Raw genomic sequence first — 25,844 nt, 5'->3', positions numbered from 1 at the left:
CGACCAAAAAATCATCATGATCTAAAGTGACGCGTTCCAGCCTTCGAGGCGCTCGACTCGATCGACGCCTGCAAAACGGGCTACACGGTCGAGCTCCGCATCGATGCGTTCCAGGCGGCCCGCCGACGCCCGGACGCCCTTCTCGAGCCAGAGCTTGCGGACGTCGAGGCTGCCGCGCTTGCGGTCCGCCTTCATGTCGATGCGGCCGATCATCCGATCGCCTTCGATCAAGGGAAAGACGTAGTAGCCATATTCGCGCTTGGCTTCGGGCACGAAGATCTCGATGCGATAGAAGAAGCCGAACAGGCGCTCCGTGCGGTTGCGGTCGCGCAGCAGCGGGTCGAAGGGGCTGAGCACCCGGACACGGCCTGGCGGTTCGGGAATATCACCCAGCGTGTCCGGAAAACCGGCGAAGGCAAAAGCGGCGCGCGGGCGCCCACCATCGATCGCCTCGATCGAAACTTCATCGAGCTCGTCGCGATGCTCGGCAACCCAGGCCTTGGCTTCATCAGGAGACACCAGATCCCAGAAGGCAGCGATCTCGCCATGGGTCGCAAAGCCCAGACGCTCGAGCGCGCTGCGGCAAGCCCAGTCGATGAATTCTTGGTGGCTGACGTCGCCATCCTGATGATGCGGCGGGATCACCCGCTCGGTCAGATCATAGACCTTCTGGAAGTTCTCGCGCCTTGCGATCGCCAGCTTGCCCGTGCGCCAGAGCACTTCGAGCGCCGTCTTCGAGGGATGCCAGTTCCACCAGCCACCGGATTCGTGTTCGGCTTCCTTGAGGTCGCGGGCGAGCACCGGTCCGCCCTCGGCGATGCGCTGATAGGTCTCGTCGCAGCCCTTTTCGAAGCCTTCGCCGCGCCATTTCCGCCAGCGCTCGACAATCGTCTCGCCCTCCCATTTGAAGCGATGCTTCCAATAGCGGAAGAAGCTGCTCGGAATGATCGAGGCGTCGTGGGTCCAGTGTTCGAACAGATCGCGGTCGTCTTCCAGAAGCGCGGTCAGATGCTCGCGCCGATAGGTCTGGTTGCGGGCAAACAGGATCTGATGATGGGCGCGCTCGACCGTGGCGATGCTGTCCACCTGCACGAAACCGATGTCGTGGATGAGTTTGAGCAGTCCTTCCTTGCCGAGTGCACGGTTCGGCGCACCGGAAAGGCCCTGCTTGGCGAGGAAGATGCGACGGGCGTCGCTGTTGGAAAGGCGAATCGTCATGGCGACAAGAATAGGCTTTTATTCCCATAATTCAAACGCGGTACCAGGCAGATCACGCGCATTGCCCTTGTTGTCGGACTTGGCCTATAGAGCAACCCGAAAACGGCGCGAGCCGAAGACAGCGAGGACGGAATGGACATCCGCTTTACCGATTGCGCGGTCCGCTTCGGCGAGCGGGTAGCGTTGCACCCCCTGACCCTCACGCTCGGCGAGAGACGCGTCGGCATCATCGGCCTCAACGGTTCCGGCAAGACCACGTTCGCCCGGCTGATCAATGGCCTGGTCAAGCCTTCCGCGGGCCGAGTGACAGTCAACGGGCTGAATACGGTCGAGGACGATCGCGCCGTGCTTTCCGAAGCCGGCTTCATCTTCCAGAACCCGCAGCACCAGCTCATCATGCCCATCGTTGCCGAGGACATTGCCTTCGGCTTGAAGAACCGCGGCCTTTCGCGCGAGGAAATCGATCGCCGCATGCAAGGTGCGTTGTCGCGCTTCGGCATCGAACATCTGGCGCGCCGGCGGGTGCATGAGCTTTCGGGTGGCGAGACCCAGCTCGTCGCCATGGCGAGCGTCGTCGTCACCGACCCGAAGATCCTCATCCTCGACGAGCCGACGAACCAGCTCGACCTCAGGAACCGGCGCCGGGTGGCCGCCGCAATCGATGAATTGCCGGAGGATACGGTGGTGATCACCCACGATCTCGCGCTCGTCGAGAACGTTGACCGGCTGCTGCTCTTCCACGAGGGTCGGCTTGCCGCCGAAGGCAACCCACACGAGACGATCCGCCACTACCACGAGATCGCCGGATGCTGACGAGCCTGCACATCGAGGGCGATAGCCTGCTGCACCGCCTGCCGGTGAGATTGAAGCTCATTGCGCTCCTGATGCTGAGCATCGTGCTTTTCCTCAGCTCGTCGCTCGCGCTTCAGGCAATCGCCTTCGTCATTGCCACCGGCCTCTATCTGTCCGTCGGGCTCTCGCCGAGGGAGGCGTTCAAACGTGTCGGCTTCGTCTTCCTGACGATCTTCTTCCTGGCTGCCGTCAACCTCTTTCTCCTGCCGGTTGCCGAGGTCGCGGCTTTGACATTGCGCCTGATGGCGCTGGTGCTGTTCGCCGCCACAGTCACGGCAACGACGACGATCAGCGCCTTCATGGACGAAGTCACCATCCTGCTGACGCCGCTCGAAAGGCTGGGCTTGGTGCGGGCGGCGGATGTCAGCCTGGCGCTGGGGCTCGTGCTGCGCTTCGTCCCGGATATCTTTGCGCGCTACGAGGCGATCCGCGAGGCCCATCGCGCCCGCGGCCTGCCCGTCAGACCGTTGACGATCATCGGCCCGCTCATCATCCTGACGCTTAAGGATGCCGATACGATTGCCGCGGCAATTGACGCGCGCGGCTTTCGCCGTCAATAAATTCGCGCCCACTAATACACAAGGGAACCGGACCCGCATGAAAACCAGAGACCTCGTCCTCATCGCCCTCTTCGCCGCGATCGTCGTCGTGCTCGGCCTCATCCCGCCGATTACGCTCGGCTTCATTCCCGTGCCGATCACCGCACAGTCGATGGGTGTCATGCTCGCCGGCTGCATTCTCGGAGCCAAGCGCGGCGCGCTTGCCTTCCTCTTGTTCCTGCTTCTGGTCGTCATCGGCCTGCCGGTGCTTTCGGGTGGGCGCGGTGGCCTCGCCGTGATCGCCGGGCCGTCCGGCGGCTTCATCATCGGCTGGGTCGTCGCTGCTTTCGTCACCGGCCTCATTGCCGAGCGCATGGTGCGCGAGGGCCAGGCGGAGACGCGCCAGTTCATCGGCTTCTTCCTTGCCTCCGTTCTCGGCGGCATCGTCGTGCTCTATGCGATCGGCATGCCCTGGGTGTCAGTGGTTACCGGCACGCCGCTCCTGACGGTCGCCACCGGTTCGCTCGCCTTCATCCCAGGCGACCTCTTGAAGGCTGCGATCGCGACACTTGCCGCGCGCGCGGTCTATGCCGGCTACCCGCTGCTGCCGGCTCGCACCTGAGCCGATGCCGTTTGCCGCCGCGGTCAATCGCCATGCGGACGAACATCCGCACAGCCCGGCCTTCCAAATCGAGGGCCGGGTCTTCACTTATGGCGAATTGCAACGCCTGGCCGGACAGCTTGTTGCAGCATTCGACGAACTGGCCGGGAGCACCTTGCACCGCAGCGTACTTGGCAACCGCTCGCGGCTGATCGCGCTGGAAGCCGGCAATCATCCGCTTTTCGCTGCCGCCTTTCTCGCCGCCACCAGTAACGGCCACTGCGTCGCGCTGATCGATCCGCATCTGCCGGCCTCAACCCGAGAGGCCATGCGCGATCGCCTGTCTCCCGATCTCGTCATCAGCGCCAATGGCGCCGGCTTGTCTCTGCAGGCCCCGGCAAGCGGCGAGATGCGATCCCTCCGCGAGACCGATGGCAATGAGCGAGCGCCGCTTGCAGCCGGCGCCGGTACCGAGCCATTTCTGATCGTCTTCACATCCGGAACGACGGGCACGCCAAAAGCGATCATCCGCGATCGCGGTTCATGGCGGCGAAGCCTCGCGACCAGCGAACGCTTCTTCGGCATAGACAGTGAGACCCGCACATTCGCCCCCGGCCCGCTGGCACACGGGCTGACGCTCTATGCGCTGGCCGAAACGCTCGTCGCCGGCGCCGAATTCATCGGCACCGCGCACTTCGACGCGGCGCGATCGCTGCGCCTCATCGAAGCGGGGGCAGTGAAGCGCCTGGTTCTCGTGCCGACGATGCTGCGGCGGCTTTGCGCCGCCGCAGGCGGCAATCCATGCGCATCCGTCACACAGATCACCGTCGCCGGTTCAAAGCTGACGACCGGCGATCGAGCCGACGCCGCCATTGCCTTTCCGGCGGCTGCCGTCATCGAATATTACGGCGCCTCGGAACTGGGCTTTATCAGCGTCGCCTCGCAGAACGACACCGCTTCGGCCACCGCCGTCGGCCGCGCCTTTCCCGGCGTCACGCTCAGCATTCGCAATGATACGGGGGACGAAGTGCCCGCAGGCGAAACGGGAACGATCTTCGTCGATAGTACACTCGTCTCCGACGGCTATGTCGGCGACGCCGATGGCGCCGGCTTTCGTCGCCTTGGTCGGCTTGCGACGGTCGGCGATCTCGGCTTTCTCGATGAAGACGGCACGCTTCACCTGCTCGGCCGCGCCGGCGGCATGGTGCTTTCAGGCGGCAACAATATCTATCCGCAAGAGGTGGAAACGACGCTGACCGCGCATCCCGGCGTACATGCCGCCGTCGTCCTCGGACTGGATCATCCGGATCTCGGCAGTGAACTCGTTGCCGTCATCGAGCCGGAAGGCAGCGCGTTCGACCGGGAAGCGCTCGGTCGCCATCTTGCCGCCCACCTGCCCCGCTATAAACATCCGCGTCGCCTCTGGCTCTGCCGGAAGATGCCGATGACGCGCTCGGGCAAGGTGGCGGCCGGCCTACTCAGACAATGGATCTCGGACGAAAACGATGGCCTCGAACGCATCGACTGATCCATCGCGCGTGCCGGTAATAATCGCGGCACTCAGAACGCCGATCGGCCGCGTCAATGGCACGCTTCGCGATGTCGAGCCGTCACGGCTGGCGGCAGCGCTGATTACCCGCCTTGTTGCGGATGTCGGGCTGGCAGCGACCGATATCGACGACGTCATTCTCGGCAACGCCGCCAACAGCGCCGGCAATCTCGCCCGGCTCGCAGCGCTCGAAGCAGGCCTGCCGGTTTCGACACCGGGCGTCACCGTCGATCGCCAATGCGGATCGGGGCTGGAAGCGATCACGCTTGCGGCGCGCATGATCCAGGCCGGCGCGGGACGATTTTATCTCGCCGGCGGCACCGAGAGCGCCAGCCGCGCGCATATCCGCCTGAGGCCGCCACTGGAGCGTGGCGGCGAACTTGCCCCGGTCAAGCGCGCCCGCATGGCGCCGGACGAGATCGGCGATCCGGACATGGGCGTCGCCGCCGAGAATGTTGCGGTGGCCTGCGGCATTTCTCGCGAACGGCAGGACAGCTTTGCGCTTCAAAGCCATCGCCGCGCCATTAGAGCCGAGCTTGCCAGCGGTTTCCTCCGCGAAATCGTGCCGATCGAGACGGCGGCTAGCGTCGTGTCACGGGACGAATGCCCACGACCCAATGCGTCGATGGAAACGCTGCGGCGGCTGAAGCCGGTCTTCGTCGAGGGCGGCACGGTGACGGCCGGCAATGCCTGCCCGATCAACGACGGCGCGGCCGTCGCGTTGGTGACGAGCCTTGCCGAAGCGCAGCGACTTGGCGCGCCCTTCGCGCTCGAATTCGTCGATGCGGCAACGGCGGGCGTCGATCCCAACCTGCTCGGCCTCGGCCCGGTTCCGGCAATGCAGAAGCTGAAAGCGCGACAGCCTGCGCTCGATCCGGCAAAGGTCGATCTCATCGAATTCAACGAGGCCTTCGCTTCGCAGGTGCTCGGCAGCCTCGACCAGCTCGACATTCCGGCGGAGAGGGTCAACCTCGATGGCGGCGCCATCGCGCTTGGCCATCCCTATGGCGCCTCGGGGGCGATCCTCACCGTCCGGCTCTTCTCGCAGATGTTGACGGCGCCATCGGGCACGGAGGGGCTGGCGATGATGGGCGTTGGCGGCGGGATGGGTGTCGTCGCGCTGTTTCGCGCGGTTTGAATGCACGCGATTGCGGGCGGCAATCGCCTCGCACCTTTCGCGGAATGTCGTTGGCTAGACAGAATAAGCCGCCAGCCATTCCCGCGTCATGGTCGGCAGCGGCAGCGGCGTGTGCCGTTGTGGATCGACCGCCACCCAGACGACCTCGACTTCCGCCGCGAGTTGACCGCGGGCTTCGACCTTGACGGCAAAGCTGATCGAGCTGCCGCCGATCTTCGCCACGTTGACGGTGAAGCGGGCCGGCTCGTCGTAGCGCAGGCCGCGGTGATAGACGCAAGCGGAGCGGCGCACGAGATAGCTCGGTTCGTTCACCACATGCGGGCGATGACGCCACAAACTGGAGAGAGCGGCTTCGGCGTGGGCGTAGTAGGCGGCATTGTGCATATGGCCGTGCATGTCTATATCGCGAAACGGAATGCGAATTTCCGTGACGTTCTCCAGTTCCCTGCCGTCCATGCGAGGCTCCCTGACGATGCGCTCCACCCTCGTTAGACAGTTCGGCGACCCCCGGCAAGTGATTGCGCTGGTCGATGCAGAGCGCGGCACGCCGGGATCGGGGGAAGTCGAGGTGGCGGTGGCGCTGGCCGCCATCAACCCATCCGATCTCATCCCGGTGACCGGCGCCTATAGCGCCCGCACCAGCCTGCCCTTCGTGCCTGGCTTCGAAGGCTTCGGCATGGTGACGCGCGTCGGCGCCGGCGTCACGTCGCTGAAACCCGGCGACCGCGTGGTCCCGATCGGCGCCAGCGGTCTTTGGCAGGAGTACCTGATCAGGCCGGCCGAATGGTGCTTCGCCCTGCCCGACGACATCAGCGAGACCGACGCGGCGACCTGCTACGTCAACCCGCTGACGGCGCTGCAGTTGATCGAGGCACTGCACGCTCATTTCGGTTCGCTCGAGGGGCGCCGCATCGGCGTCACGGCCGCCGGATCCGCAATTGGCGGCATGCTGATGAAGCTGCTTGCCGGCGAAGGGGCGGAGGCCACCGGCATCGTTCGCAGCGAGCGCAGCGCCGAGCGGCTCGCGCGTGAAGTTCCCGGCCAGATCGCGCTTGGAGACGAACAGCGCCTGCCGGATCTCCGCTTCGACGCGATCATCGATGCTGTCGGCGGTCCTTTCGCCGGCGACCTCATCCTGCGAACGCTCAAACCCGGCGGCGCCTTCGTCCAGTATGGCGCGCTGAGCAACGTGCCGGTCCCGCAGGGGGCGATCCAGGCACGGCCGGACATCCGCTTCTCCTTCCTGTGGCTGCGCACCTGGGTGCATTCGGCGGGCCGTGCAGCGATCGAGGCCGCTTTTGCGAAGAGTTTCGAAGGCTTGCGGAGCGGCCTCTTCAGGAGCCGCATCGCGGAGATCCATCCCCTGAGCAGGCTCGATGCGGCACTGACGCATCAGGCGGATTCCAGCCGCGACGGCAAGCTGCTGCTCGATCCGCGCTGTTGAAAATTCCGCCTTTCCGCCGCCTCGCCATGGACCTTGGCAGGTTACAGCACTAGTTTCCCGGCATGACCACGTTCCTCTACGAAAATCCGGTCTTCCTGGAACACGAGGTTCCGGAGGGACATCCCGAGCGGCCGGACCGGCTGAAGGCGCTGAACATTGCGCTCGAACATCCTAATTTCGCCGATCTCAAGCGGATCGAAGCGAAAAAGGCGAGCGAAGACCTCGTCCTGCTGGCCCATCCCGAAGAGCATCTGACCGCCGTCCGGCGCGCCATTCCGGACGAAGGCCTCAACCATTTCGAGGCGGATACCTATGCGAGCCCGTTGAGCCTGGAGGCGGCGCTGACCGGCATCGGCGGAGCTGTCGCGGCGGTCGATGCGGTCTTTACCGGCGAGACCGACAACGCCTTCGTGGCGGCGCGGCCACCGGGCCACCACGCCGAGAAGAACAAGGCGATGGGCTTCTGTTTTTTCAACACGGTGGCGATTGCCGCCCGATATGCCCAAAAGGTTCACGGCGCCGAGCGCGTCGCGATCGTCGACTGGGACGTGCACCACGGCAACGGCACCCAGGACATCTTCTGGAACGATCCGTCGGTGCTCTTCTGCTCGACGCACCAGATGCCGCTTTATCCCGGTACCGGCGCCAAGGACGAGACAGGCGTCAAAGGCAACATCGTCAACGCGCCACTCTCGCCGAACAACGGCAGCGAGCACTTCCGCGAGGCATTCCGCAGCCGCGTGCTTTCGGCACTCACCAATTTCCGGCCGGACTTCATCCTGATCTCGGCCGGCTTCGACGCGCATCACCGCGATCCCCTGGCGCAGATCAATCTCGTCGCCGAGGATTTCGACTGGGCCACCGGACGCCTGCACGAGATCGCCGATCGCAGCGCCGGCAACCGCATGGTCAGCCTGCTCGAAGGCGGCTATGACCTTCAGGGCCTGGCCGAATCGGCCGGCCTGCACATTCTGAGACTGATGAGAGGGTAACCATGAACACCACCACGCAACCGGACGTTTCCACCCTCTCCTTCGAGCAGGCCGTCGAGGAACTGGAGCGGATCGTCTCGGCGCTGGAACGCGGCGACGTGGCGCTCGACAAGTCGATCGAGATCTACGAGCGCGGCGAGGCGCTGAAGAAGCATTGCGAGGCGCTCTTGAAGGCCGCTGAAGACCGCATCGAAAAAATCCGCCTCGACCGCGCCGGCAAGCCGCAGGGCGTGGAGCCGCTCGACGCCGACTAAGCCATCAATGCGCTGGAGCGTTCTTCATGCGTTCATTTGAACGCATGGCGCCCTAAGGACATTGATCGCCCCGTGGAAACGCTGCGTATCGGCATGGTCTCTAGCCGCCTTAGACTGCAGGCGTTAGTTATTGATGCGACAGCAAAAAACGGGAGCACGCGCATGTCCTTCTTTCCAGGCCCCGATCCACTGGCCGGCGACAAGCCCGCCTGCGACGCCATCGAACATCTGATCGTTCCGCGCACCAGCGATATCGGCGGCCTACAGGTTCGCCGCGCTTTGCCGACGGCGAAGCGCCGCCTCGTCGGACCCTTCATCTTCTTCGACCGGATGGGACCGGCGCTGCTGCGGGCCGGCGAAGCGATCGACGTGCGCCCGCACCCCCATATCGGCCTTTCGACGGTCACCTATCTCTTCGACGGCGAGATCAAGCACCGCGACAGCCTCGGCACCGAGATGGTCATCCGCCCCGGCGACGTCAACCTGATGACCGCCGGCCGCGGCATCGTGCATTCCGAGCGTTCTCCTGAAAACCAGCGCGGCCATGCGCGCTCGATCTCGGGTCTGCAAACCTGGCTGGCGCTGCCCGACCACAAGGAAGAGATCGACCCGATCTTCAGCCACACCGAGGAGCGGGCGCTGCCGCATATGAGCGACGACGGCATCAAGGCGCGGGTGGTGATCGGCAATTTTGAGGGCGCCAAGTCGCCCGTCTCGGTCTTCACCGACACCATCTACGTCGATCTCAACATCGCGCCAGGCAAAAGCGCCCCCTTCGCCGCGCAGTGGGAAGAGCGTGCGCTCTATATTCTCTCCGGCGAGGCGATCATCGCCGGTGACCATTTCGCCGAAAACCAGTTGCTCGTCTTCCGCCCGGGCGACGAGATCACCGTTACCGCCGGGCCTGAGGGCTGTCACGTCATGCTCTTCGGTGGTGCCGCGCTCGGTTCGGCCCGCCACATCTGGTGGAACTTCGTTTCCTCGTCCAAGGAGCGCATCGACAAGGCGAAGGAGGAATGGCGCACCGGCCGCTTCGACGTCGTGCCCGGCGACGAGGAAGAATTCATTCCGCTGCCCGAAGGCTGATTTCGACCAAAAGTAGAGGCGGGATGAGTGCATAAAACCGCGCAACATTGCCTCATCCCGCTTGAATCGATTTCGATTCACAGAATCATGCGCTAGTCTCTTGGTCGACGACGCAGGAACGCCTAATTTTGCATTCAGCAACGATTGCGTCTAAAGAGCCGCTTCGACGGTACCACTAACTATCGCGCGCCTGATCCCGCGGCGCGCATGAGGCATGCAGCGTGACACAACTGCCAACCAATCCGATGCCGGCTACTCCCTTGCTCGATAAGGTGACCTTCCCCGACGATCTGAAGAAGATCGACGACAAGGACCTGCCGCAGCTTGCCGGAGAAGTCCGGGCGGAGATGATCGACGCGGTGTCGCGTACCGGCGGCCACCTCGGCGCGGGCCTCGGCGTCGTCGAACTGACGATCGCCATCCACAAGGTGTTCAACACGCCGCATGACCGACTGATCTTCGACGTCGGCCACCAGTGTTACCCGCACAAGATCCTGACCGGCCGCCGTGACCGCATCCGCACGCTTCGCCAGGAAGGCGGCCTTTCGGGCTTCACCCGTCGCGCCGAGAGCGAATACGATCCCTTCGGCGCCGCCCATTCCTCGACGTCGATTTCCGCCGGCCTCGGCATGGCCGTTGCCGCCGATCTCGACGGCAAGAACCGCAACGTCATCGCCGTCATCGGCGACGGTGCGCTGTCGGCCGGCATGGCCTATGAGGCGCTGAACAATGCCGGCGCGCTCGACGCGCGGCTGATCGTCATCCTCAACGACAACGACATGTCGATCGCGCCGCCGACCGGCGCGATGAGCGCCTATCTGGCGCGCCTCGCCTCCGGCCGCACCTATATGGGCATCCGCGAGGTCGGCAAGAAGCTGACCGCCTATCTCGGCAAGACCGTCGACCGGGCGATCACCCGCGCGGTCGAGCATGCCCGCGGCTACGTCACCGGCGGCACGCTCTTCGAGGAGATGGGCTTCTACCACATCGGCCCGATCGACGGACATTCCTTCGACCATCTGCTGCCGGTGCTGCGCAACGTGCGCGATAACGCCAAGGGTCCTGTGCTGATCCATGTGGTGACGCAGAAGGGCAAGGGCTATCCGCCGGCGGAAGCCGCCGCCGACAAGTATCACGGCGTCAACAAATTCGACGTCATCACCGGGGCCCAGGCGAAGGCCAAGCCGAATGCGCCCGCCTATACCGCCGTCTTTGCCGATGCGCTGACGCAGGAAGCAAGCCTCGACGACAAAATCGTCGCGGTCACCGCCGCCATGCCTACCGGCACCGGTCTCGACAGGTTCGCCAAGGTCCATCCGTCCCGCTGTTTCGACGTCGGCATTGCCGAACAGCATGCGGTGACGTTCGCCGCCGGCCTCGCCGCCGAGGGCTACAAGCCATTCGCGGCCATCTACTCGACCTTTCTGCAGCGCGGCTATGACCAGGTGGTGCATGACGTGGCGATCCAGGGCCTACCCGTGCGCTTCCCGATCGACCGCGCCGGTTTCGTCGGCGCCGACGGACCGACCCATGCGGGTTCGTTCGACACGACCTATCTCGCGACGCTTCCCGGTTTCGTGGTGATGGCAGCCGCCGACGAGGCGGAATTGAAGCACATGGTGCGCACCGCCGCCGCCTATGACGCCGGCCCGATCTCTTTCCGCTATCCGCGCGGCGAAGGCGTCGGCGTCGAAATGCCGGAGCGCGGCCAGATCCTGGAGATCGGCAAGGGCCGCATCGTCAAGCAGGGATCGAAGGTCGCCCTTCTCTCCTTCGGTACCCGTCTCGCCGACTGTCTGATGGCGGCCGAAGATCTCGACGCCGCCGGTCTTTCGACCACGGTCGCCGATGCGCGCTTCGCGAAGCCCCTCGACCACGACCTCATCCGCCAGCTTGCCCGCCACCACGAGGTGCTGATCACCATCGAGGAAGGCGCCGTCGGCGGTTTCGCCAGCCATGTGCTGCAGTTTCTCGCCGAGGACGGCCTGCTTGATGGTGGCCTCAAGGTGCGCCCCATGGTCATGCCCGACATCTGGATGGAACAGGCCAAGCCAGAGGCGATGTACGCCGCCGCCGGCCTCGACCGCGCCGGCATCGTCTCGACCGTTTTCAAGGCGCTCGGCCAGAAGCAGGATATCGGTATCGGCGCTGCCGGCTAATCTTCCAACACGAAGGTCACCTTCAGGATAACCTTGTAGGAAACCGGAGCGCCGTTTTCGACCGCAACCTCCTGCTCTTTCACCCAGGCCGCCTTGACGCCGCGCAGCGTCTGGCAAGCGCGCGTTATGCCGGAGTTGACCGCGTCTTCGAAGCTGACAGACGATGTTGATGAGATTTCGGTAATGCGGGCAATCGACATTGCTATCCTCCCTGGCGTCCACGCCATCCCTTTCTCAATCCGCTCTCAGCCTCACGCGTTCGCATCGGCTTCCGCCTCGACGGGAATGCGTCGAACCTTGGACTGAGCGCGTTCGGTCTTGGGCATCGTCACCTGGAGAACGCCGTTCTTGAATTTGGCGCGGATCTGGTCGTCCTGCACCTCCGTGCCGATCGGTATCCGGCGTTCGAAACGGCCATAATACCGTTCCGAAAACCGCCGGTCCTTGGATTCCATATCTTCGCGCTTCTCGCCCTTTAGAACCATGGCCCCGTCATCGAAGGTGATTTCGATGTCCTTCTCGTCCATGCCGGGCATCTCCGCGGTTATGCAGATTTCACGCTCGCTATCCGTGACCTCGACGCGCGGCCATGTCGTGCCGTACAGGCGGCTGTAGAGCCGTCCGCCTTCGAGGCCCCTAAACGCATCATCGAACAACCGATCCATCTCCCGGCGGAACGCCATGAAGGGGTCGTCGCGATAGGCGGGAAGGTTGTCCCCGCGGCTCCATGGGATAAGATCTCGAATTGCCATTGAATCCTCCTTCTCGCGCCATCCAAGCCGAGCAGGTCGCCCGGGATGGCGACGGTTCATCGGTCGGTACGCGCCTCGTCGCGCACGCCCGTGCGCGGCGGCTTTGGGCGCAGCCGCCCACCAAACCATGCGAAGCGCAAATGGTTCCATCACCGCAAAGATCGCCAACTCGCCACCCGCCCGGAGAGAGCAACGCAAGCGCAGACCGCTCACGCCGTGGGGCGCCGACCGTAAGCGCGACGCAGTTCATCTTTCGCGTCTTCCAGAATTTTCTTCCTGTCGTCCGACAGGTTCTTGCCCGCGCGATTGACATAGAAAGTCAGCATCGACATGGCAGAACGAAAGGGCCCAGCCTTTCGCCTGCTGCTTCTGTCGGCGGAGCGCTTCAGCGACGCCGCGATCTCCTTCGCATCATCCTTTTCGAACACATGAGGTTCGAGTTCGAGAGCGTTGCTGTGGCGCGTGACGTCTCGGGACCACTGTTTCTGGCTGCGGGTCATCGCTTCTTCCGTTTGCTGGCTCGGCTACTCGCCGTGCAACTTGGAGACAATGTGAAGCGAACCCAAAATGAGCGGTAATGTTCCAAACCGCACTTATCCGTGATCTACAGCGCCGCGCGTCTTATCAGACGCGCAAAGGGTCGCTGTAGCACTTTGAAGTGCTGCATGTTTCCCTTTAATTGGCTACGATTAAAGGGAAACATGCAGTAGAGCCGGCGCTCCGGGCGCGAGGGGCTTGCCATTGCGACGGCAAGTCGCCATGAGAAACGCATGTCAGAAGAACGTCAGAATGAAGAACACAGAAACCGGGTCCGTCTCGACCAGTTGCTGCTCAATACAGGATTGGTCGCCAGCCGTGCCCGCGCCCGCGACGCGATCCAGCGCGGCACCGTCAAGGTCGATGGCCGCACGGTCAACAAACCATCGTCGATGTTTGCCGAGAGCGTGACGATCACCATCGATGATCCGGCGCAGGACTATGTCTCCCGCGCGGCGCTGAAGCTCGTCGCAGCGCTCGATCACTTTGCGCTCGATCCCGCCGGCGAAAGCTGTCTCGATATCGGCGCCTCGACGGGCGGCTTCACCGAAGTCCTCTTGAAGCGCGGCGCCGAGCATGTCGTGGCGGTCGATGTCGGCCATGGGCAAATCCACCCACGCATCGCCGACGACGAGCGTGTCACCAGCATCGAGGGTCTGAATGCGCGCGCGATGACGCCCGAAGACATTGACGATCGCGAGGTCACCTTCGTCGTCTCGGATGTCTCGTTCATCTCGCTGAAGCTTGCTCTCCCTCCGGCGCTCGACATGGCGCTTCCCGGCGCACACTGCATCCTGCTCGTAAAGCCGCAATTCGAGGCGGGTCGCGACGCGATCAGCAAAGCCGGCCTGCTCAAGGATCCCGATAGCGCTCCGGCCGTTGCTGCCGAACTCGAGCGCTGGCTCGTGGAGGACATGGGCTGGCAGAGCCTCGGCCTCATCCCCTCGCCCATTGCCGGCGGCGACGGCAATGTGGAGTTTCTGCTGGCGGGGAAAAAGCCATGAGCACCGAGACCGTCACCATCAGCCGCCTTGGCGCCCAGGGCGACGGTATTGCGGAAGGCCCCGATGGGCCGATCTATGCGCCCTTCACGCTGCCCGGCGAAAGCGTGGCGCTGGCGGTCAACAAGTCGCACGGCACGCTGATCTCGCTGAAGGCACCTTCAGCCGAGCGCGTCGAGCCGCCCTGCCGGCATTTCGGGCCCGACGGTGTCAACGGCACCTGCGGTGGCTGCACCATGCAGCACGCCTCGGACACGCTCTATCACGGGTTCAAGCGCGATCTCGTCATCGCTGCCTTGAAGTCGAAAGGGCTGAAGCCGGAGGTGGCGCCGCTGATCGTCGCCCATCCCGGCCAGCGCCGCCGCGCGGTCTTCACCGCCCGCAAGACCGAGAAGGAACTGCTTCTCGGCTTCAATCAGGCGGAAAGCCATCACATCGTCGCGATCTCCGAATGTCCGATCGCGAGCCCGGGCATCGTCTCGAAGCTCGCAACGATCGCCAGGATCGGCGCCGCCATGGCCGTCAACGCCGAGCCGTTCCGTATCACGGTGCTCGAGACCCTTTCGGGCCTCGACCTTGCCGTCGAGGGCATCAAGAAGCTCGATGACCGCGAACGTCGGCGCACGGTCGAAGCGGTGCTCGGCACCCGCGGCATCGCTCGCGTCAGCCTCAATGGCGAGATCATCGTCGAACTGGTGAAGCCGTTGATCGATTTCGGCGGCGTTTCCGTTTCGCCGCCGCCTGGCAGCTTTACGCAGGCAACGGTCGAAGCCGAGGAGGCGATGGCGAAGCTGGTGCTCGATCACCTCGGCAAGGCCAAGCGCGTCGCCGATCTCTTTGCCGGCTGCGGCACCTTCGCGCTGCGCATCGCCCGCAAGGCGCGCGTGCACGCGGTCGAAGGCGACGACAAGGCGCTGAAGGCGCTCGATTTCGCCGCGCGCAACACGCAGGGGCTGAAACCGGTGACGGTCGAGAAGCGTGACCTGTTCCGCCGTCCGGTCATGGCGCAGGAACTGAAGGTCTATGACGCGATCGTCTTCGATCCACCACGCGCCGGCGCCGAGGCGCAGTGTCATGAGATCGCCCGCTCGGGCGTCAGGAAAATCGCTGCCGTGTCCTGCAATCCGGTCACGTTGGCACGCGATCTTTCCATCCTTACCGCCGCAGGCTACCGGATCACCTCGGTGACGCCGATCGACCAGTTCCTCTGGTCGGCCCATGTCGAGGCGGTCGCGACGCTGGAGAAATGAGAGAAGGTCGGGAGGCCCGGCCTACTGTCTGATCGCTGTCCGGGAACATCGCTCATCTTCTCCGTCACGGGTTGAGCCTGAGGATGACAGAAGCGGCGAACGAAGAACATCAATGAGAAAGGCCCGGTTTCCCGGGCCTTTCTCATGTCAGGCTTGAAGCAATTGCCATACTGAATCGCGGCAATGACCTTATCCCTTTGTTATTGCTGCGTTCTGCCTCCAGGGCGAGGGCATCAGGCCGCGCGACGACGGGCACCGCTCCCTGCATAAGCACCCTGCGTTTCGCCGAGGTTGAACTGGGCAAGCAATGCATTGAGCGAGGCGGCCTCGGAGGCAAGACCGTGGCTTGCCGCCGTCTGCTCTTCCACCATCGCCGCATTCTGCTGCGTGCCCTGGTCCATGGTGTTGACCGCCGTGTTGATCTCCTGGAGACCCGTCGACTGTTCGCGCGTTGCCGTGACGATTGCGCTCACATGCTTGTTGATCTCCTGGACTTCGGCAACGATCATCTCCAGCGCCTTGCCGGTGTCGCCGACCAGCATCACGCCGTTCCTGACCTGGTTGCCCGAGGTGGTGATCAGCGCCTTGATTTCCTTCGCCGCATTGGCCGAACGCTGTGCGAGTTCGCGCACTTCCTGGGCGACGACGGCAAAACCCTTGCCGGCTTCACCGGCACGGGCCGCCTCGACGCCGGCGTTCAGCGCAAGCAGGTTCGTCTGGAAGGCGATGTCGTCGATGACGCCGATGATGTTGGAGATCTCGCCGGAGGACTTCTCGATCGCGTGCATCGCTTCGACGGCGTTGGCAACGACTTCGCCGGACTTCTCGGCACCGGCCCGGGTGCGGGCGACGAGCGCACCGACTTCCTCGGCCCGGCGGGCGGAATCCTTGACGGTCGTGGTGATCTCTTCGAGTGCGGCTGCGGTCTCTTCGACGGAAGCTGCCTGCTGCTCGGTGCGGCGCGCGAGATCGTCGGCGGCCGAGCGGATCTCGGAGGCGCCGGCGTCGATGCCGCGGGCGTTCGCACCGACGGCGCGCAGCGTGTCATGCAGCTTGGCGACGGAGTTGTTGAAGTCGGCGCGCAGGCGATCAAGGCGATCGGCGAAGGGGGTGTCGATCCGGTAGGCGAGATCGCCGTCGGCAAGACGGCCGAGGCCGGTTGCCAGGCCATCGACGGCCTGCTGGATTTCGGCCGCATCCCGTGCCTTCTGCGCTTCGCGCTCCAGCCGCTCGCGTTCCGACAACGACCGGTTGGCATCCGCTTCGCTTTCGAGGCGGGCGCGTTCGACGGCGTTCGCCTTGAAGACGGCGACGGCTGCGGCCATCGAACCGATCTGGTCGCGGCGCTCTTCGCCGGGGATTTCGACGTTGTGATTGCCGGCAGCAAGCTTTTCCATCGCGCCGGTCATCTCCGTCACCGGACGGATGACGAGACGGCTGAGGAAGGTCGCGAGGAAGACGATCATCACGCCGACCGCAAGGATCGTGGCAATGGTGGCTGCGATGCGGAACTTGTCGATCGCCGAATAGGCGGCATCGGCGTCGATGACGAAGCCGACATACCATTCGACCGAGGGAAGGCCCTGCACCGGAACGAAGCTCACCAGCATCGGCTTGCCGCCGAGTTCGGTGTTCATGATGCCCGCACCGATCGTCGGTGTGTCGATCGGGAAGGCCTCGCCGAGCGATTTGGTGACGAGCTTGGCATCCGGATGCACGAGGATCTGGCCGTCCTTGCTGGCGAGGAAGGCAAAGCCTTCGCCGCCGACGTCGACGCCCTTGATCATCGCTACCAGCGTATCGAGCGAAAAGTCGCTGGCGGCAACGCCATAGAGCTTGCCGTCACGCTTGACCGGCACCGCCGCACTGATGATGAGCGCACCGGTCGATGCGTCGACATAGGGCTCGGTCAAAACGCGAGTGTCGGCCTTGACGGCCTGCTGGTACCACGGACGCTGGCGCGGGTCGTAGCCGGCCGGCATCGGATTGTCCGGCCAGGTGATGAACTTGCCGCTCTCGTTGCCGACATAGGTCGACATGAATTCGCTGGTCAGCACGTCGTTCTTCAGGATTGGCTGGATGGCGCCGTCATCGGCCGCGCGGCCGGTGGCATCGGCGACCATCGCGGTCAGCGTGACGCGGCCGTTCAGCCACTTGGCAACGCTCTGCGCGGCCTGCGTGCCGGAGGAGGCAATGTTCTCCTCGACGGCCTTGGTGGTGGTACTACGCTGCAGCGTGTCGATGTAAACGGAAAAGCCGGCAAAGGCGCCGACGACGACACAGGACGCGGCGACGAGGATGCGCGTCATGAGGTTCGATCGCTTGGACAAGATGGGCTCCCAATGGATGCCGGCGACTGCCGCCGGACATGAGCTCTCGATGATTTTCGCGCAGCATCCATCGTCCGCCGGAGGGCGAAGCGCTGACGTCTACGGGAAAACGTTGAACATGCCAGAAGGCGGAGCCAGCCATGCTTCATGCGGCTGGGGCCCTCGAAATGAGGATGGGCCTATCGCGCCGCACGCTACCGATCGCTATTTAAGAAGCAATTAAAATTGATTTATGCAAGTTCGCGATGCCGGCGGCAACGGGATCTTTACCCAGTCGCGGCTAGGACGTTGCCCCCGAACACGAAAACGGGCGCACAGCGGCACCCGCCTCGCCCATGCACGAAGCCTGGATTGTTTAGCGGCGCATGAAGGCCTCAAAGGCCGCACGTGCCTCGGCGCTCTTCAACTGTGCGGCAAAGTGCTTGGCTTCCTCGTCGATGCGCGCCAGAACGTCGCTGCGGTCGCCACGGACGAGGTCGCGGGCGATGCGAAGCGCCTCCGGCGGCTTCTTGGCAAGACGGGCGGCAAGCGCCAGCGCCTCACCTTCGACGGCATCCTGCGCAACGACCTTCCAGATCAAGCCGGCTTCCAGCGCCTCGCGGGCCGTCAGAGCTTCGCCGGCGGCAAGTAGCGCGAAGGCCCGCTGGTGGCCCATGATGCGCGGCGCGATCAGGCTGGAAGCCGCTTCCGGCACCAGCGCCAGATCGACGAAGGGCGTCTTGAACACGGATCGCTCGGACGAGACCGTCAGGTCGCAATGGAGATGGATGGTCGTGCCGATGCCGATCGCCAGGCCGTCGACCCCCGAGACGATAGGCTTGGTGGCGGTCGCCAGCGCCTTCAGGAACTCGATCACCTCCATGCCCATGGAGCCGCCCATGGCGAAGGCGAGGAAGTCTGCCATGTCGTTGCCGGCGGAAAAGCAGCCATCGGTGCCGAGGAAGGCGGTGGCCCGCACAGCCTGGTCGCTTGAGGCGACCGTCAGCGCATTGGTCATCTTCGCGTACATGTCGCGGGTGATGGCGTTCTTCTTCTCCGGCCGGTTGAAGCGGATCACCTGGACGCCGGGATAGGCTTCCGGCCGTTCGATGAGGACGTGGTCGGTCATGGTATTCCCCTCAAGCCAGAACGGCGCGGGCGACGGCCAGGCTGTCGGCGCCGTTGACGACACGATCCTTCAGCGCGGCGGTTTCCGCCAGAAGGTTTTCCGCCGTGAAGCGGCAGAGCGCGATGCGCTGGTCTTCCTTGGCATCGCTCACTTCAGCCAGACCACCCTTTGCGAGATAGACACCGGTCAGCGCCAGGCCGAACAGGCGCTGATAGGCCGTGGCGCCGGCCAATGCTTCGGCGAGCTTGCTGGCGGCGACGGCCGCTATCAACCACTCGGTCGCAGCCGACAGGTCATCCAGCGCCGCATCGAGACGCGCAGCCGTCTCGCCGAAACCGTTCCGATTCGAAGCGCGCACGGCAGACGCGATTTCGCGCAGTTCGCCGATGAAGCCGCGGACATGGGCGCCGTCGGAAAGCGGCAGCTTGCGGGTGACGAGATCGATCGCCTGGATGCCGTTCGTGCCCTCGTAGATCGGAGCGATGCGGGCATCGCGCAGGTAGCGCGCCGCACCCGTTTCCTCGATGAAGCCCATGCCGCCATGGACCTGGATGCCCATCGAGGCGACGTCGACACCGGCATCGGTCGAAAAGGACTTGGCAATCGGCGTCAGCAGGCTGGAGCGTTCCTGCCAGTATTTCGCCTTCTCGCCTTCGGCCGCATGCGCCATGTCGACGGCATGGGCGCAGGCATAGGAGATCGCGCGCGAGCCTTGCGTCAGCGCCTTCATCGTCAGAAGCGTGCGGGCGACATCGGGATGCTCGATGATCGGACTCATGCCCTGCCCGGTCCAGCCCGGCGCCTTGCCCTGGGTGCGCTCCTTGGCGAATGCGATCGCCTTCTGCGTCGCGGCGTCGGCAATGGCGACACCCTGCATGCCGACGGCAAGCCGGGCGTTGTTCATCATGGTGAACATGCAGGCAAGGCCGCGATTCTCCTCGCCGATCAGGTAACCGACCGCGCCCTTCTCGGCGCCGAACTTGCCGTCGCCATAGATCATCGTGCAGGTCGGTGAGCCATGGATGCCGAGCTTGTGCTCGAGCGAATGACAGAAGAGATCGTTGCGTTCGCCGAGCGAACCATCGGCCTTGACCAGGAACTTCGGCACCAGGAAGAGCGAGATGCCCTTGGTGCCGGCCGGCGCATCGGGAAGCCGCGCCAGCACCAGATGGACGATATTGTCGGTGAAGTCGTGCTCACCCCAGGTGATGAAGATCTTCTGGCCGAAGATGCGGTAGGTGCCGTCGTCGCGGCGCTCGGCACGGGTCTTGAGCACGCCGAGGTCGGAGCCGGCATGCGGCTCGGTCAGATTCATCGTGCCGGTCCATTCGCCGGAAACCATCTTCGGCAGATAGGTGGCCTTCAGCGCGTCGGAGCCATGCTTCTCCAATGCCTCGATCGCGCCCATGGTGAGCGTCGGGCCGAGCGCAAAGGCCATGGAACCGGCGTTCCACATTTCCATGGCGGCAACATGCAGCATGTGCGGCAGGTTCTGGCCGCCGTACGCTTCCGGAGCCGTCAGGCCGTTCCAGCCGCCGCCGATCCAGCTGTGATAGAGGTCACGCCAGCCATCCGGCGTCTGAACTTTGCCCCCGACGAGGCGCGAGCCCTGACGGTCGCCGATATCGCCGAGGGGGGCTACCTCTTCCGTCGCGAACCGGCCGGCTTCCGAAAGGATGGCATCGACCAAGTCCTCGCCGAGGTCGCCAAGGGCGCCCGATTGCAGCGCGTCGCCCATGCCTGCCACGTGTTTCAGCGTGAACGCAATCTCGTCGACGGGTGCCTTGTACATGATGATCCTCCCAGATAGCCAGGTCGCGCAGAGCGTATCCTCGTTGCGCCGAACACTATTGATTTTTACGTAAACGTCAACGTCAATTCCCACTCCTCTACGCACGCGGTGCCGTGCTTGCCTGTAACAAAACTGTCATCAACCGGGCATAGAAGCCAAGGCATACAACGCCGCGCGTCTTGGTAAGGCGCGCTAAGGTCGCTGTAGCTTTTTTGAATGGCCGCATGTTTTCTCCCTTAAGTCGGTGGCGCTTTAGGGAACATGCGGTGGGCCCCTGCCAAGGCATTCCGATGAACCTGATTTCCCCCGAAATACCCGGCATCGTATGGGCCTATCGTTTTCTGCCCGGCGAAAGCCGCTGCCAGCGCATCGCCACCGACGCTTCGATCGACAGCCTGCTTGCCGGCGAAGGATGGGTCTGGGTTCATCTGGCGCTCTCCGACGCACGCACACCTGCCTTGATCGAGCGGATCGGCAACCTTCCGCCGCTCGCGGTCGCGACGCTGACCAGCCACGACACGCAGGCCGCGATTACGGTCTCGGACGATATCGTACACGGGACGCTCGTCGACTTCGAGCGCACCTTCGACGCAGTGACCAAGACGATCGGCTGGCTGCATTTCGCCGTCAGCGACAGGATCATCATCACCACGCGCCTGCATCCACTGCGCAGCATCGACCGCGTCAAGGCAGCGGTCGAGAAGAGCGCGAAATGCGCCCGCCCGATCGATCTCTTCGAGATGATCGTGATCGAATTCCAGCGCACTTTGATCTCGCTGGTTCTGGAACTGACCGAGGACCTGAATGTCATCGAGGATCACGTCTATGGCGAAGCGGGGCACCGGCAGCAACCGGGCCTCGCGCCGCTGCGCCGTACGGTCGTGCGGCTTCACCGCCATCTGCGCACGATCCTGGCCTTGCTGAGACGGGCTGCCGCCTCGGACGAAGACGAGGTGCCGCCCGGCTTCATCGACGCCGCCGAGCGGCTTTCAGACCGCCTCGAAGCGGTTGACCGCGACGTCTTCGCCTTGCAGGAGCGGGCGCGCCTGCTGCACGAAGAGATCGACAGCAAGATTTCCTCGGAAACCAACCGGCACCTCTACATCCTGTCGCTGATGACCGCTTTCCTGCTGCCGCCGACGCTCGTCACCGGCTTCTTCGGCATGAATACCGGGGCGCTGCCCTTCGCCGATGGCACCGGCACGCTCTATGCGGCGCTGTTCATCGCGCTCTCCATGGGCTTTGCCTGGTGGATCCTGAGGCGGATCGGTATCCTCTAAGAGCCGGGAGCCAAACCCGGCCATCAAATCCTCCACCGCGAAAACACATTCCGTGAGCCTCGAAGACTTCGGGCGACGATCGCGAACTCAACTTCTGCATGATTCGCCCGGATCGGCGCCAATCCAAGGATCTCCCTCAGCCGGAATATCCGAAATCGCGCGGCAGCGCGTAGACCTTAGGCTTGTTCCGCCTTCGGAGACCGTCCGGGCCAAATTGCAAAGAGCCCGGCTGCAACTGGAAATCAGCTGGCGGCTCCGGGCTTTCAAGCCTTCCTGCCGTCGATCGCCTGCAACCACGAGACGAAGGGATACGACGTCGCTATGCAAGACATCACTCACATACAGCCGCAGGTCGGTATACATTCGCGTTTGCCTCCAGCACAGTTCGCGCGGGGGCTGAGATTTACGATGCGTTAACGATACTGTCGGCAATCTCAGAGAATGGCTAAGCGGTATATCTCCACCACAGGGATGATTCTGCGCCTCGCGACCTTCCTGGGTCTGATTTTCGCGGCGGCGACCACACGCGCCGGTGAACTGGAACCCTGGAAGACCAAGTCGAATTCCATCATTGTTGACGCCTATGAAATGAACAGCATCGACTGGGAAATCATGCTCGCCGACAAGCGCATCTCCGGCTTCATCGCCAAGGCCTCCGACGGCCTGCCCGAAAGCTTCTCCTGCACCGGCGACCACAATGGCGACACCTTCAACCACTGCAAGACCATGTGGCGCAAATACGCCGTCAGCCGCGAGCTCTACCAGACCCGGCGCATGATCGCCCGTTCGCACGGGCTGCTGTGGGGCGCCTACCATCTCGCCCGTCCCGGCAACCCGGTGGACCAGGCGAACCATTTCCTCGACTACGCCGAGCCGCGCGACGACGAGCTGATGGTTCTCGATCTCGAAGGCATCGATCCCGACAAATACATGTCGCTCGAGGATGCCGCCATCTTCGCCGGCCACATCAAGACCCGGACCGGACGCTATCCGATCCTCTATACCAACCACATCACGGCCAAGTACATCGCCACGCATCGCGCCAAGCACCGGCTGCTATCGCGCCTGCCGCTCTGGTATGCGCGCTACAAGCCGGATATCCGCCAGGTCTTCCCGATGGGCAACTGGGACAGCTATGCGCTGTGGCAGTTCTCCTCCGGCGTCAATTGCGGCAAGCGGCGCTGTCCCTATCGTGTGCCCGGCACCTTGGACGACATCGACGTGAACGTCGCCGCGATGTCGCCGCTGGCGCTGAAGGCGATCTGGGCGCAAGGCGCGTTGCTGCCGGAAAAACCAATGCCGCTCACCCTCGTCGCTCAAGCTGCGCAAGGGACCGGAGTGCACGCGGCCACACGGGCGACCGCAACGCTTGGCGAGCCACTGCTCGTCAGCCGTGCCGGTGCCACGAGCGGCGCCGGCAGCAGCGTCGACATGCTGGTGACCGGCTCGATCGATTTCGCCCGCCATGAGCGCGCCCTGCAGGTGGCAGTTGCGGCCGATGGCGCCGCGCAGGGCGGATGCTCCAAGCCACCTGCCGATGCCGGCGGCCCAGGGTCTGCCACCGTCCAGCCTCCGCCCTGTAACACGCCCTAGCCCCTTCAGGCTTCGATCTGGACATCTCCCAGCGGCCGCGAGCAGCAGGCGAGGATGTAGCCCTCGTCGATCTCGTCATCGAGAATGCCGCCATTGTGGCTCATCTCGACCTCGCCTGCGACCTTCATCACACGGCAGGTGCCGCAGATGCCGCCCTCGCAGGCCGCGCCGATCCTGACGCCGTTGGCGCGGGCCGTCTGCAGGATCGTCTGGCCGGGCTTTGCCACCACTTCCTTGCCGCTCATGGTGAAGGCGACCTTGGCCACCTGACCGTCGCCGTCATCGCCGATACCAGCGCGCACGGCGATTTCTTCCGCAGCCGGCGCGGCCGCCGGCTGGAAGCTCTCCTCGTGATAGCGGCTCATGTCGAAACCGGCTGCCTTCAGCATCTCGCGCACACCGCGCATGAAGGGCTCCGGCCCGCAGCAGAACACCGTGCGTTCCAGGAAGTCGGGAGCGAGTAGCGGCAACTTGGCACCGTCGATCCGGCCGCGCAGACCATGCCAGCCGTGACGTGCCTCATGTCCCTCGACGATGAAGCCGAGGTTCAGCCCGGACATCTGCGTTGCCAGGACCTCGAGTTCCGAGCGGAACAAAAGATCCTCCGGCCGACGGGCGCAGGAGATGAAGGTGACGTCCGTCTCCGGCACGCAGTCCGCCATCCAGCGGGTCATCGACATCATCGGCGTGACGCCGGAGCCGGCCGAGATGAACAGGTACTTGTCGCCCGGATGGCGGACGAAGCTGAAATCGCCGAGCGGCCCGAAGGCCCTCAGCTTCATGCCCGGCTTGAGATGGTCGAACATCCAGCGGGTGCCGATGCTGTCGGCCTGTGCCTTCACCGTGACCGCGATCGAGAGCGGCCGCGATGGCGTCGAGGACAGGGTATAGGTGCGCATGACCGGTTCGTCCGCGACCGGCAGTTCGAGGGTGACGAACTGGCCGGGCAGGTAACGAAACCAGGCTGGCTTCTCCGCGCGGAAGGTGAAGGTCATGACGTCGGCGGTTTCGACGACCGCCGAAGTGCATTCGAGCATTTGCTGCCGGTCGATCCAGACATGCAGTTCGTCGAAATGGTGGAAGGAGGATGCCATCTGCATGTCAGGCGACCTTCGACAACGGAGCCGCATCGCCCTCGAGGCGCTGCTCCATGAACTTGCAGTACCATTCGACGAACTGCATCACGCCGCCTTCATGCTCCGGCGAATAGGGGCCGGGTTCATAGGCCGGCGAGCGGATGCCGAAGGCGTTTTCCTCGACGATCTGGCGATCCTGGTCATTGGTCTCGGTCCAGACATGGGTCAGGTCATCGAGCGTATAGTCGACGCCTTCGACCGCATCCTTGTTGACCAGCCACTTCGTCGTCACCTGCGTGAGCTCCGGCCCGAGCGGCAGCACGCGGAAGGTGATGGCGTGATCGGAAAGCACATGGTTCCAGGTGGTCGGGTAATGGAACATCAGGAGCGTGCCGATCTGCTTCTGCCGGACATCGGCCGACAACGCCCTTTTGACGGCAGGCGCACCCGACATGGTGTAGCTTTCGGCATTATCGACCAGCGGCATGCGCGCGGCGCGGAACTGGCCGGTCGGCGACATCCGGAACTCGCTCGGCAGGCCCTCTGCCTCGCATTTCGCCCAATGGGCGGCAATCACCGGATCGTCCTTGGCGCCCTGCACCCCGGTCGCGGTCGGCGCTTCCGGATAGGTGCGGCAGAGTTCGGGGTGATTGGCGGCGCAATGGTAGCACTCGCGGTTGTTTTCCCAGACGAGCTTCCAGTTACCCTTCTCGATGATGGTGCTTTCGAAGGCGACCTTGGTCTCCCCCAGCCGGTGCGGAGCGAGATAGGGAGTGACCAGTTCACGGAAGGCCGCGAAATCCGCCGGCGTCTCCGACAGGTTGATGAAGATATAGCCGCCGACCGTCTCACAGTGGATCGATTTCAGGCTGTGGGCCGCCTTGTCGAAGTCCTCGCCCATCTGGCGCGCGAAGAGCAGCGAGCCATCAAGTTCGTAGGTCCATTGATGATAGGGACAGACGAGCTTCGCCGAAGACCCCTTGTGCTGCGTGCAGACGCGCGAACCGCGGTGCCGGCAGGAATTGTGAAGCGCGCGGACCGCTCCCTGGCGATCGCGGGTGATGACGACGGGAAAATCGCCGACCTGGACGGTGAAATAGTTGCCGGCCCGCGGGATCTCGCAGTCATGGCCGATGAACAGCCAGTCCTTGTACCAGATGTTTTCGAGATCCTGCCGGTAATAGTCGGGATCGATGTAGAAGGCCCGATCGAGGCTGTAGCCGTCACGCCGGCCCTTCAGCTTGCGAAGCATATCGGTCTTGGTATCCATGTCCTGTCCTCATGCGCCATGTT

At 64.0% G+C, this 25,844-nt stretch carries 23 protein-coding genes and 1 pseudogene; 14 read left to right on the top strand and 10 right to left on the bottom strand.

Annotated features, from left to right (window positions below):
• Positions 1-21 precede the first annotated feature (21 nt).
• Positions 22-1,218, bottom strand: coding sequence for a winged helix-turn-helix domain-containing protein (locus BHMPCIPO_RS05415; protein ID WP_173515818.1), 1,197 nt, complete (start codon positions 1,216-1,218; stop codon positions 22-24).
• Between the two features lie 132 nt (positions 1,219-1,350).
• Between BHMPCIPO_RS05415 and BHMPCIPO_RS05410 the strand changes: the two genes are divergently transcribed.
• Genes BHMPCIPO_RS05410 through BHMPCIPO_RS05390 form a run of 5 tightly spaced genes read left to right on the top strand, consistent with a single transcriptional unit; the run spans position 1,351 to position 5,897 of the window.
• Entirely contained in the window at positions 1,351-2,031 is a 681-nt protein-coding gene (locus BHMPCIPO_RS05410) for an energy-coupling factor ABC transporter ATP-binding protein (protein ID WP_173515817.1), read from the top strand.
• On the top strand, positions 2,025-2,630 hold the full coding sequence (locus BHMPCIPO_RS05405; protein WP_173515816.1) for a CbiQ family ECF transporter T component: 606 nt from the start codon (positions 2,025-2,027) through the stop codon (positions 2,628-2,630). The genes BHMPCIPO_RS05410 and BHMPCIPO_RS05405 overlap by 7 nt, the downstream gene beginning before the upstream one ends.
• Positions 2,631-2,667: 37 nt before the next feature.
• Positions 2,668-3,231 (top strand): biotin transporter BioY, encoded by a 564-nt coding sequence (locus tag BHMPCIPO_RS05400; protein ID WP_173515815.1) that lies wholly within the window; start codon positions 2,668-2,670, stop codon positions 3,229-3,231.
• A 4-nt stretch (positions 3,232-3,235) separates the two neighbouring features.
• Positions 3,236-4,738 (top strand): class I adenylate-forming enzyme family protein, encoded by a 1,503-nt coding sequence (locus tag BHMPCIPO_RS05395; protein WP_173515814.1) that lies wholly within the window; start codon positions 3,236-3,238, stop codon positions 4,736-4,738.
• Positions 4,716-5,897, top strand: coding sequence for a thiolase family protein (locus tag BHMPCIPO_RS05390; RefSeq protein WP_173515813.1), 1,182 nt, complete (start codon positions 4,716-4,718; stop codon positions 5,895-5,897). Before BHMPCIPO_RS05395 ends, BHMPCIPO_RS05390 begins: the two co-directional genes overlap by 23 nt.
• A 54-nt stretch (positions 5,898-5,951) precedes the next feature.
• Here the strand turns inward: BHMPCIPO_RS05390 and BHMPCIPO_RS05385 are convergent, their stop codons facing one another.
• The gene (locus BHMPCIPO_RS05385) at positions 5,952-6,353 is read right to left on the bottom strand and encodes an acyl-CoA thioesterase (RefSeq protein ID WP_173515812.1); all 402 of its coding nucleotides are present in this window, start codon (positions 6,351-6,353) and stop codon (positions 5,952-5,954) included.
• Between the two features lie 16 nt (positions 6,354-6,369).
• Here BHMPCIPO_RS05385 and BHMPCIPO_RS05380 point away from each other — a divergent pair, with 16 nt between their 5' ends.
• The 5 genes from BHMPCIPO_RS05380 to dxs all read left to right on the top strand — a co-directional run bounded on the left by BHMPCIPO_RS05380 (position 6,370) and on the right by dxs (position 11,832).
• Complete coding sequence (locus BHMPCIPO_RS05380; RefSeq protein ID WP_173515811.1) at positions 6,370-7,341, top strand: zinc-dependent alcohol dehydrogenase family protein; 972 nt, start codon at positions 6,370-6,372, stop codon at positions 7,339-7,341.
• A gap of 62 nt (positions 7,342-7,403) precedes the next feature.
• Positions 7,404-8,333 carry a histone deacetylase family protein gene (locus BHMPCIPO_RS05375; protein WP_173515810.1) on the top strand — a complete coding sequence of 310 codons (930 nt, stop codon included), beginning with the start codon at positions 7,404-7,406 and terminating at the stop codon, positions 8,331-8,333.
• Between the two features lie 2 nt (positions 8,334-8,335).
• A complete protein-coding gene (locus tag BHMPCIPO_RS05370) occupies positions 8,336-8,587 on the top strand; it encodes an exodeoxyribonuclease VII small subunit (RefSeq protein WP_173515809.1) in 252 nt (83 codons plus the stop codon).
• A gap of 162 nt (positions 8,588-8,749) precedes the next feature.
• The gene (locus tag BHMPCIPO_RS05365) at positions 8,750-9,673 is read left to right on the top strand and encodes a pirin family protein (protein WP_173515808.1); all 924 of its coding nucleotides are present in this window, start codon (positions 8,750-8,752) and stop codon (positions 9,671-9,673) included.
• A gap of 245 nt (positions 9,674-9,918) precedes the next feature.
• Positions 9,919-11,832 (top strand): 1-deoxy-D-xylulose-5-phosphate synthase, encoded by a 1,914-nt coding sequence (gene dxs / locus BHMPCIPO_RS05360; protein WP_210266500.1) that lies wholly within the window; start codon positions 9,919-9,921, stop codon positions 11,830-11,832.
• On the opposite strand, the gene BHMPCIPO_RS05355 is transcribed toward dxs, so the two are convergent.
• The 3 genes from BHMPCIPO_RS05355 to BHMPCIPO_RS05345 form a co-directional block, all read right to left on the bottom strand.
• Positions 11,829-12,032 carry a dodecin family protein gene (locus BHMPCIPO_RS05355; RefSeq protein ID WP_173515806.1) on the bottom strand — a complete coding sequence of 68 codons (204 nt, stop codon included), beginning with the start codon at positions 12,030-12,032 and terminating at the stop codon, positions 11,829-11,831. The two genes, dxs and BHMPCIPO_RS05355, sit on opposite strands and share 4 nt — an antisense overlap.
• 51 nt (positions 12,033-12,083) lie before the next feature.
• Positions 12,084-12,584, bottom strand: a complete 501-nt coding sequence (locus tag BHMPCIPO_RS05350) for an Hsp20/alpha crystallin family protein (protein WP_173515805.1) — start codon at positions 12,582-12,584, stop codon at positions 12,084-12,086.
• Positions 12,585-12,793: 209 nt separating this feature from the next.
• Complete coding sequence (locus BHMPCIPO_RS05345; RefSeq protein ID WP_173515804.1) at positions 12,794-13,084, bottom strand: DUF3175 domain-containing protein; 291 nt, start codon at positions 13,082-13,084, stop codon at positions 12,794-12,796.
• A gap of 270 nt (positions 13,085-13,354) precedes the next feature.
• On the opposite strand from BHMPCIPO_RS05345, the gene BHMPCIPO_RS05340 reads away from it, so the two are divergent.
• On the top strand, positions 13,355-14,125 hold the full coding sequence (locus BHMPCIPO_RS05340) for a TlyA family RNA methyltransferase (protein WP_173515803.1): 771 nt from the start codon (positions 13,355-13,357) through the stop codon (positions 14,123-14,125).
• A complete protein-coding gene (locus BHMPCIPO_RS05335; RefSeq protein WP_173515802.1) occupies positions 14,122-15,372 on the top strand; it encodes a class I SAM-dependent RNA methyltransferase in 1,251 nt (416 codons plus the stop codon). Before BHMPCIPO_RS05340 ends, BHMPCIPO_RS05335 begins: the two co-directional genes overlap by 4 nt.
• 233 nt (positions 15,373-15,605) lie before the next feature.
• On the opposite strand, the gene mcpU is transcribed toward BHMPCIPO_RS05335, so the two are convergent.
• The 3 genes from mcpU to BHMPCIPO_RS05320 all read right to left on the bottom strand — a co-directional run bounded on the left by mcpU (position 15,606) and on the right by BHMPCIPO_RS05320 (position 20,602).
• The gene (mcpU, locus tag BHMPCIPO_RS05330; RefSeq protein WP_173515801.1) at positions 15,606-17,702 is read right to left on the bottom strand and encodes a methyl-accepting chemotaxis protein McpU; all 2,097 of its coding nucleotides are present in this window, start codon (positions 17,700-17,702) and stop codon (positions 15,606-15,608) included.
• A 355-nt stretch (positions 17,703-18,057) separates the two neighbouring features.
• Positions 18,058-18,810, bottom strand: a complete 753-nt coding sequence (locus BHMPCIPO_RS05325) for a crotonase/enoyl-CoA hydratase family protein (RefSeq protein WP_173515800.1) — start codon at positions 18,808-18,810, stop codon at positions 18,058-18,060.
• Between the two features lie 10 nt (positions 18,811-18,820).
• Positions 18,821-20,602, bottom strand: a complete 1,782-nt coding sequence (locus BHMPCIPO_RS05320; RefSeq protein ID WP_173515799.1) for an acyl-CoA dehydrogenase family protein — start codon at positions 20,600-20,602, stop codon at positions 18,821-18,823.
• A gap of 290 nt (positions 20,603-20,892) precedes the next feature.
• Between BHMPCIPO_RS05320 and BHMPCIPO_RS05315 the strand changes: the two genes are divergently transcribed.
• Complete coding sequence (locus BHMPCIPO_RS05315) at positions 20,893-21,882, top strand: transporter (protein ID WP_173515798.1); 990 nt, start codon at positions 20,893-20,895, stop codon at positions 21,880-21,882.
• A gap of 441 nt (positions 21,883-22,323) precedes the next feature.
• Positions 22,324-23,334 (top strand): annotated as a pseudogene (locus BHMPCIPO_RS05310) (glycoside hydrolase family 25 protein); the annotation flags it as partial.
• 146 nt (positions 23,335-23,480) lie between these two features.
• Here BHMPCIPO_RS05310 and BHMPCIPO_RS05305 read toward each other — a convergent pair.
• Together BHMPCIPO_RS05305 and BHMPCIPO_RS05300 are read right to left on the bottom strand one after the other, a co-directional pair.
• Entirely contained in the window at positions 23,481-24,575 is a 1,095-nt protein-coding gene (locus BHMPCIPO_RS05305) for an FAD-binding oxidoreductase (RefSeq protein ID WP_173515796.1), read from the bottom strand.
• Between the two features lies 1 nt (position 24,576).
• Positions 24,577-25,821 carry an aromatic ring-hydroxylating oxygenase subunit alpha gene (locus BHMPCIPO_RS05300; RefSeq protein WP_173515795.1) on the bottom strand — a complete coding sequence of 415 codons (1,245 nt, stop codon included), beginning with the start codon at positions 25,819-25,821 and terminating at the stop codon, positions 24,577-24,579.
• Positions 25,822-25,844 lie beyond the last annotated feature (23 nt).

The organism is Ensifer sesbaniae (assembly GCF_013283665.1).
Taxonomy (GTDB): Bacteria; Pseudomonadota; Alphaproteobacteria; order Rhizobiales; family Rhizobiaceae; genus Ensifer; species Ensifer sesbaniae.
The sequence above is the reverse complement of the archived record's forward strand: the minus strand, read 5'-3'. Positions and strand labels throughout refer to the sequence as shown.

Bases quoted from the DNA above. Each gene is read 5' to 3' on its own strand.
- BHMPCIPO_RS05415 (WP_173515818.1), bottom strand. From the start codon at position 1,218: ATGACGATTCGCCTTTCCAACAGCGACGCCCGTCGCATCTTCCTCGCC.
- BHMPCIPO_RS05410 (WP_173515817.1), top strand. From the start codon at position 1,351: ATGGACATCCGCTTTACCGATTGCGCGGTCCGCTTCGGCGAGCGGGTA.
- BHMPCIPO_RS05405 (WP_173515816.1), top strand. From the start codon at position 2,025: ATGCTGACGAGCCTGCACATCGAGGGCGATAGCCTGCTGCACCGCCTG.
- BHMPCIPO_RS05400 (WP_173515815.1), top strand. From the start codon at position 2,668: ATGAAAACCAGAGACCTCGTCCTCATCGCCCTCTTCGCCGCGATCGTC.
- BHMPCIPO_RS05395 (WP_173515814.1), top strand. From the start codon at position 3,236: ATGCCGTTTGCCGCCGCGGTCAATCGCCATGCGGACGAACATCCGCAC.
- BHMPCIPO_RS05390 (WP_173515813.1), top strand. From the start codon at position 4,716: ATGGCCTCGAACGCATCGACTGATCCATCGCGCGTGCCGGTAATAATC.
- BHMPCIPO_RS05385 (WP_173515812.1), bottom strand. From the start codon at position 6,353: ATGGACGGCAGGGAACTGGAGAACGTCACGGAAATTCGCATTCCGTTT.
- BHMPCIPO_RS05380 (WP_173515811.1), top strand. From the start codon at position 6,370: ATGCGCTCCACCCTCGTTAGACAGTTCGGCGACCCCCGGCAAGTGATT.
- BHMPCIPO_RS05375 (WP_173515810.1), top strand. From the start codon at position 7,404: ATGACCACGTTCCTCTACGAAAATCCGGTCTTCCTGGAACACGAGGTT.
- BHMPCIPO_RS05370 (WP_173515809.1), top strand. From the start codon at position 8,336: ATGAACACCACCACGCAACCGGACGTTTCCACCCTCTCCTTCGAGCAG.
- BHMPCIPO_RS05365 (WP_173515808.1), top strand. From the start codon at position 8,750: ATGTCCTTCTTTCCAGGCCCCGATCCACTGGCCGGCGACAAGCCCGCC.
- dxs (WP_210266500.1), top strand. From the start codon at position 9,919: ATGCCGGCTACTCCCTTGCTCGATAAGGTGACCTTCCCCGACGATCTG.
- BHMPCIPO_RS05355 (WP_173515806.1), bottom strand. From the start codon at position 12,032: ATGTCGATTGCCCGCATTACCGAAATCTCATCAACATCGTCTGTCAGC.
- BHMPCIPO_RS05350 (WP_173515805.1), bottom strand. From the start codon at position 12,584: ATGGCAATTCGAGATCTTATCCCATGGAGCCGCGGGGACAACCTTCCC.
- BHMPCIPO_RS05345 (WP_173515804.1), bottom strand. From the start codon at position 13,084: ATGACCCGCAGCCAGAAACAGTGGTCCCGAGACGTCACGCGCCACAGC.
- BHMPCIPO_RS05340 (WP_173515803.1), top strand. From the start codon at position 13,355: ATGTCAGAAGAACGTCAGAATGAAGAACACAGAAACCGGGTCCGTCTC.
- BHMPCIPO_RS05335 (WP_173515802.1), top strand. From the start codon at position 14,122: ATGAGCACCGAGACCGTCACCATCAGCCGCCTTGGCGCCCAGGGCGAC.
- BHMPCIPO_RS05325 (WP_173515800.1), bottom strand. From the start codon at position 18,810: ATGACCGACCACGTCCTCATCGAACGGCCGGAAGCCTATCCCGGCGTC.
- BHMPCIPO_RS05320 (WP_173515799.1), bottom strand. From the start codon at position 20,602: ATGTACAAGGCACCCGTCGACGAGATTGCGTTCACGCTGAAACACGTG.
- BHMPCIPO_RS05315 (WP_173515798.1), top strand. From the start codon at position 20,893: ATGAACCTGATTTCCCCCGAAATACCCGGCATCGTATGGGCCTATCGT.
- BHMPCIPO_RS05305 (WP_173515796.1), bottom strand. From the start codon at position 24,575: ATGCAGATGGCATCCTCCTTCCACCATTTCGACGAACTGCATGTCTGG.
- BHMPCIPO_RS05300 (WP_173515795.1), bottom strand. From the start codon at position 25,821: ATGGATACCAAGACCGATATGCTTCGCAAGCTGAAGGGCCGGCGTGAC.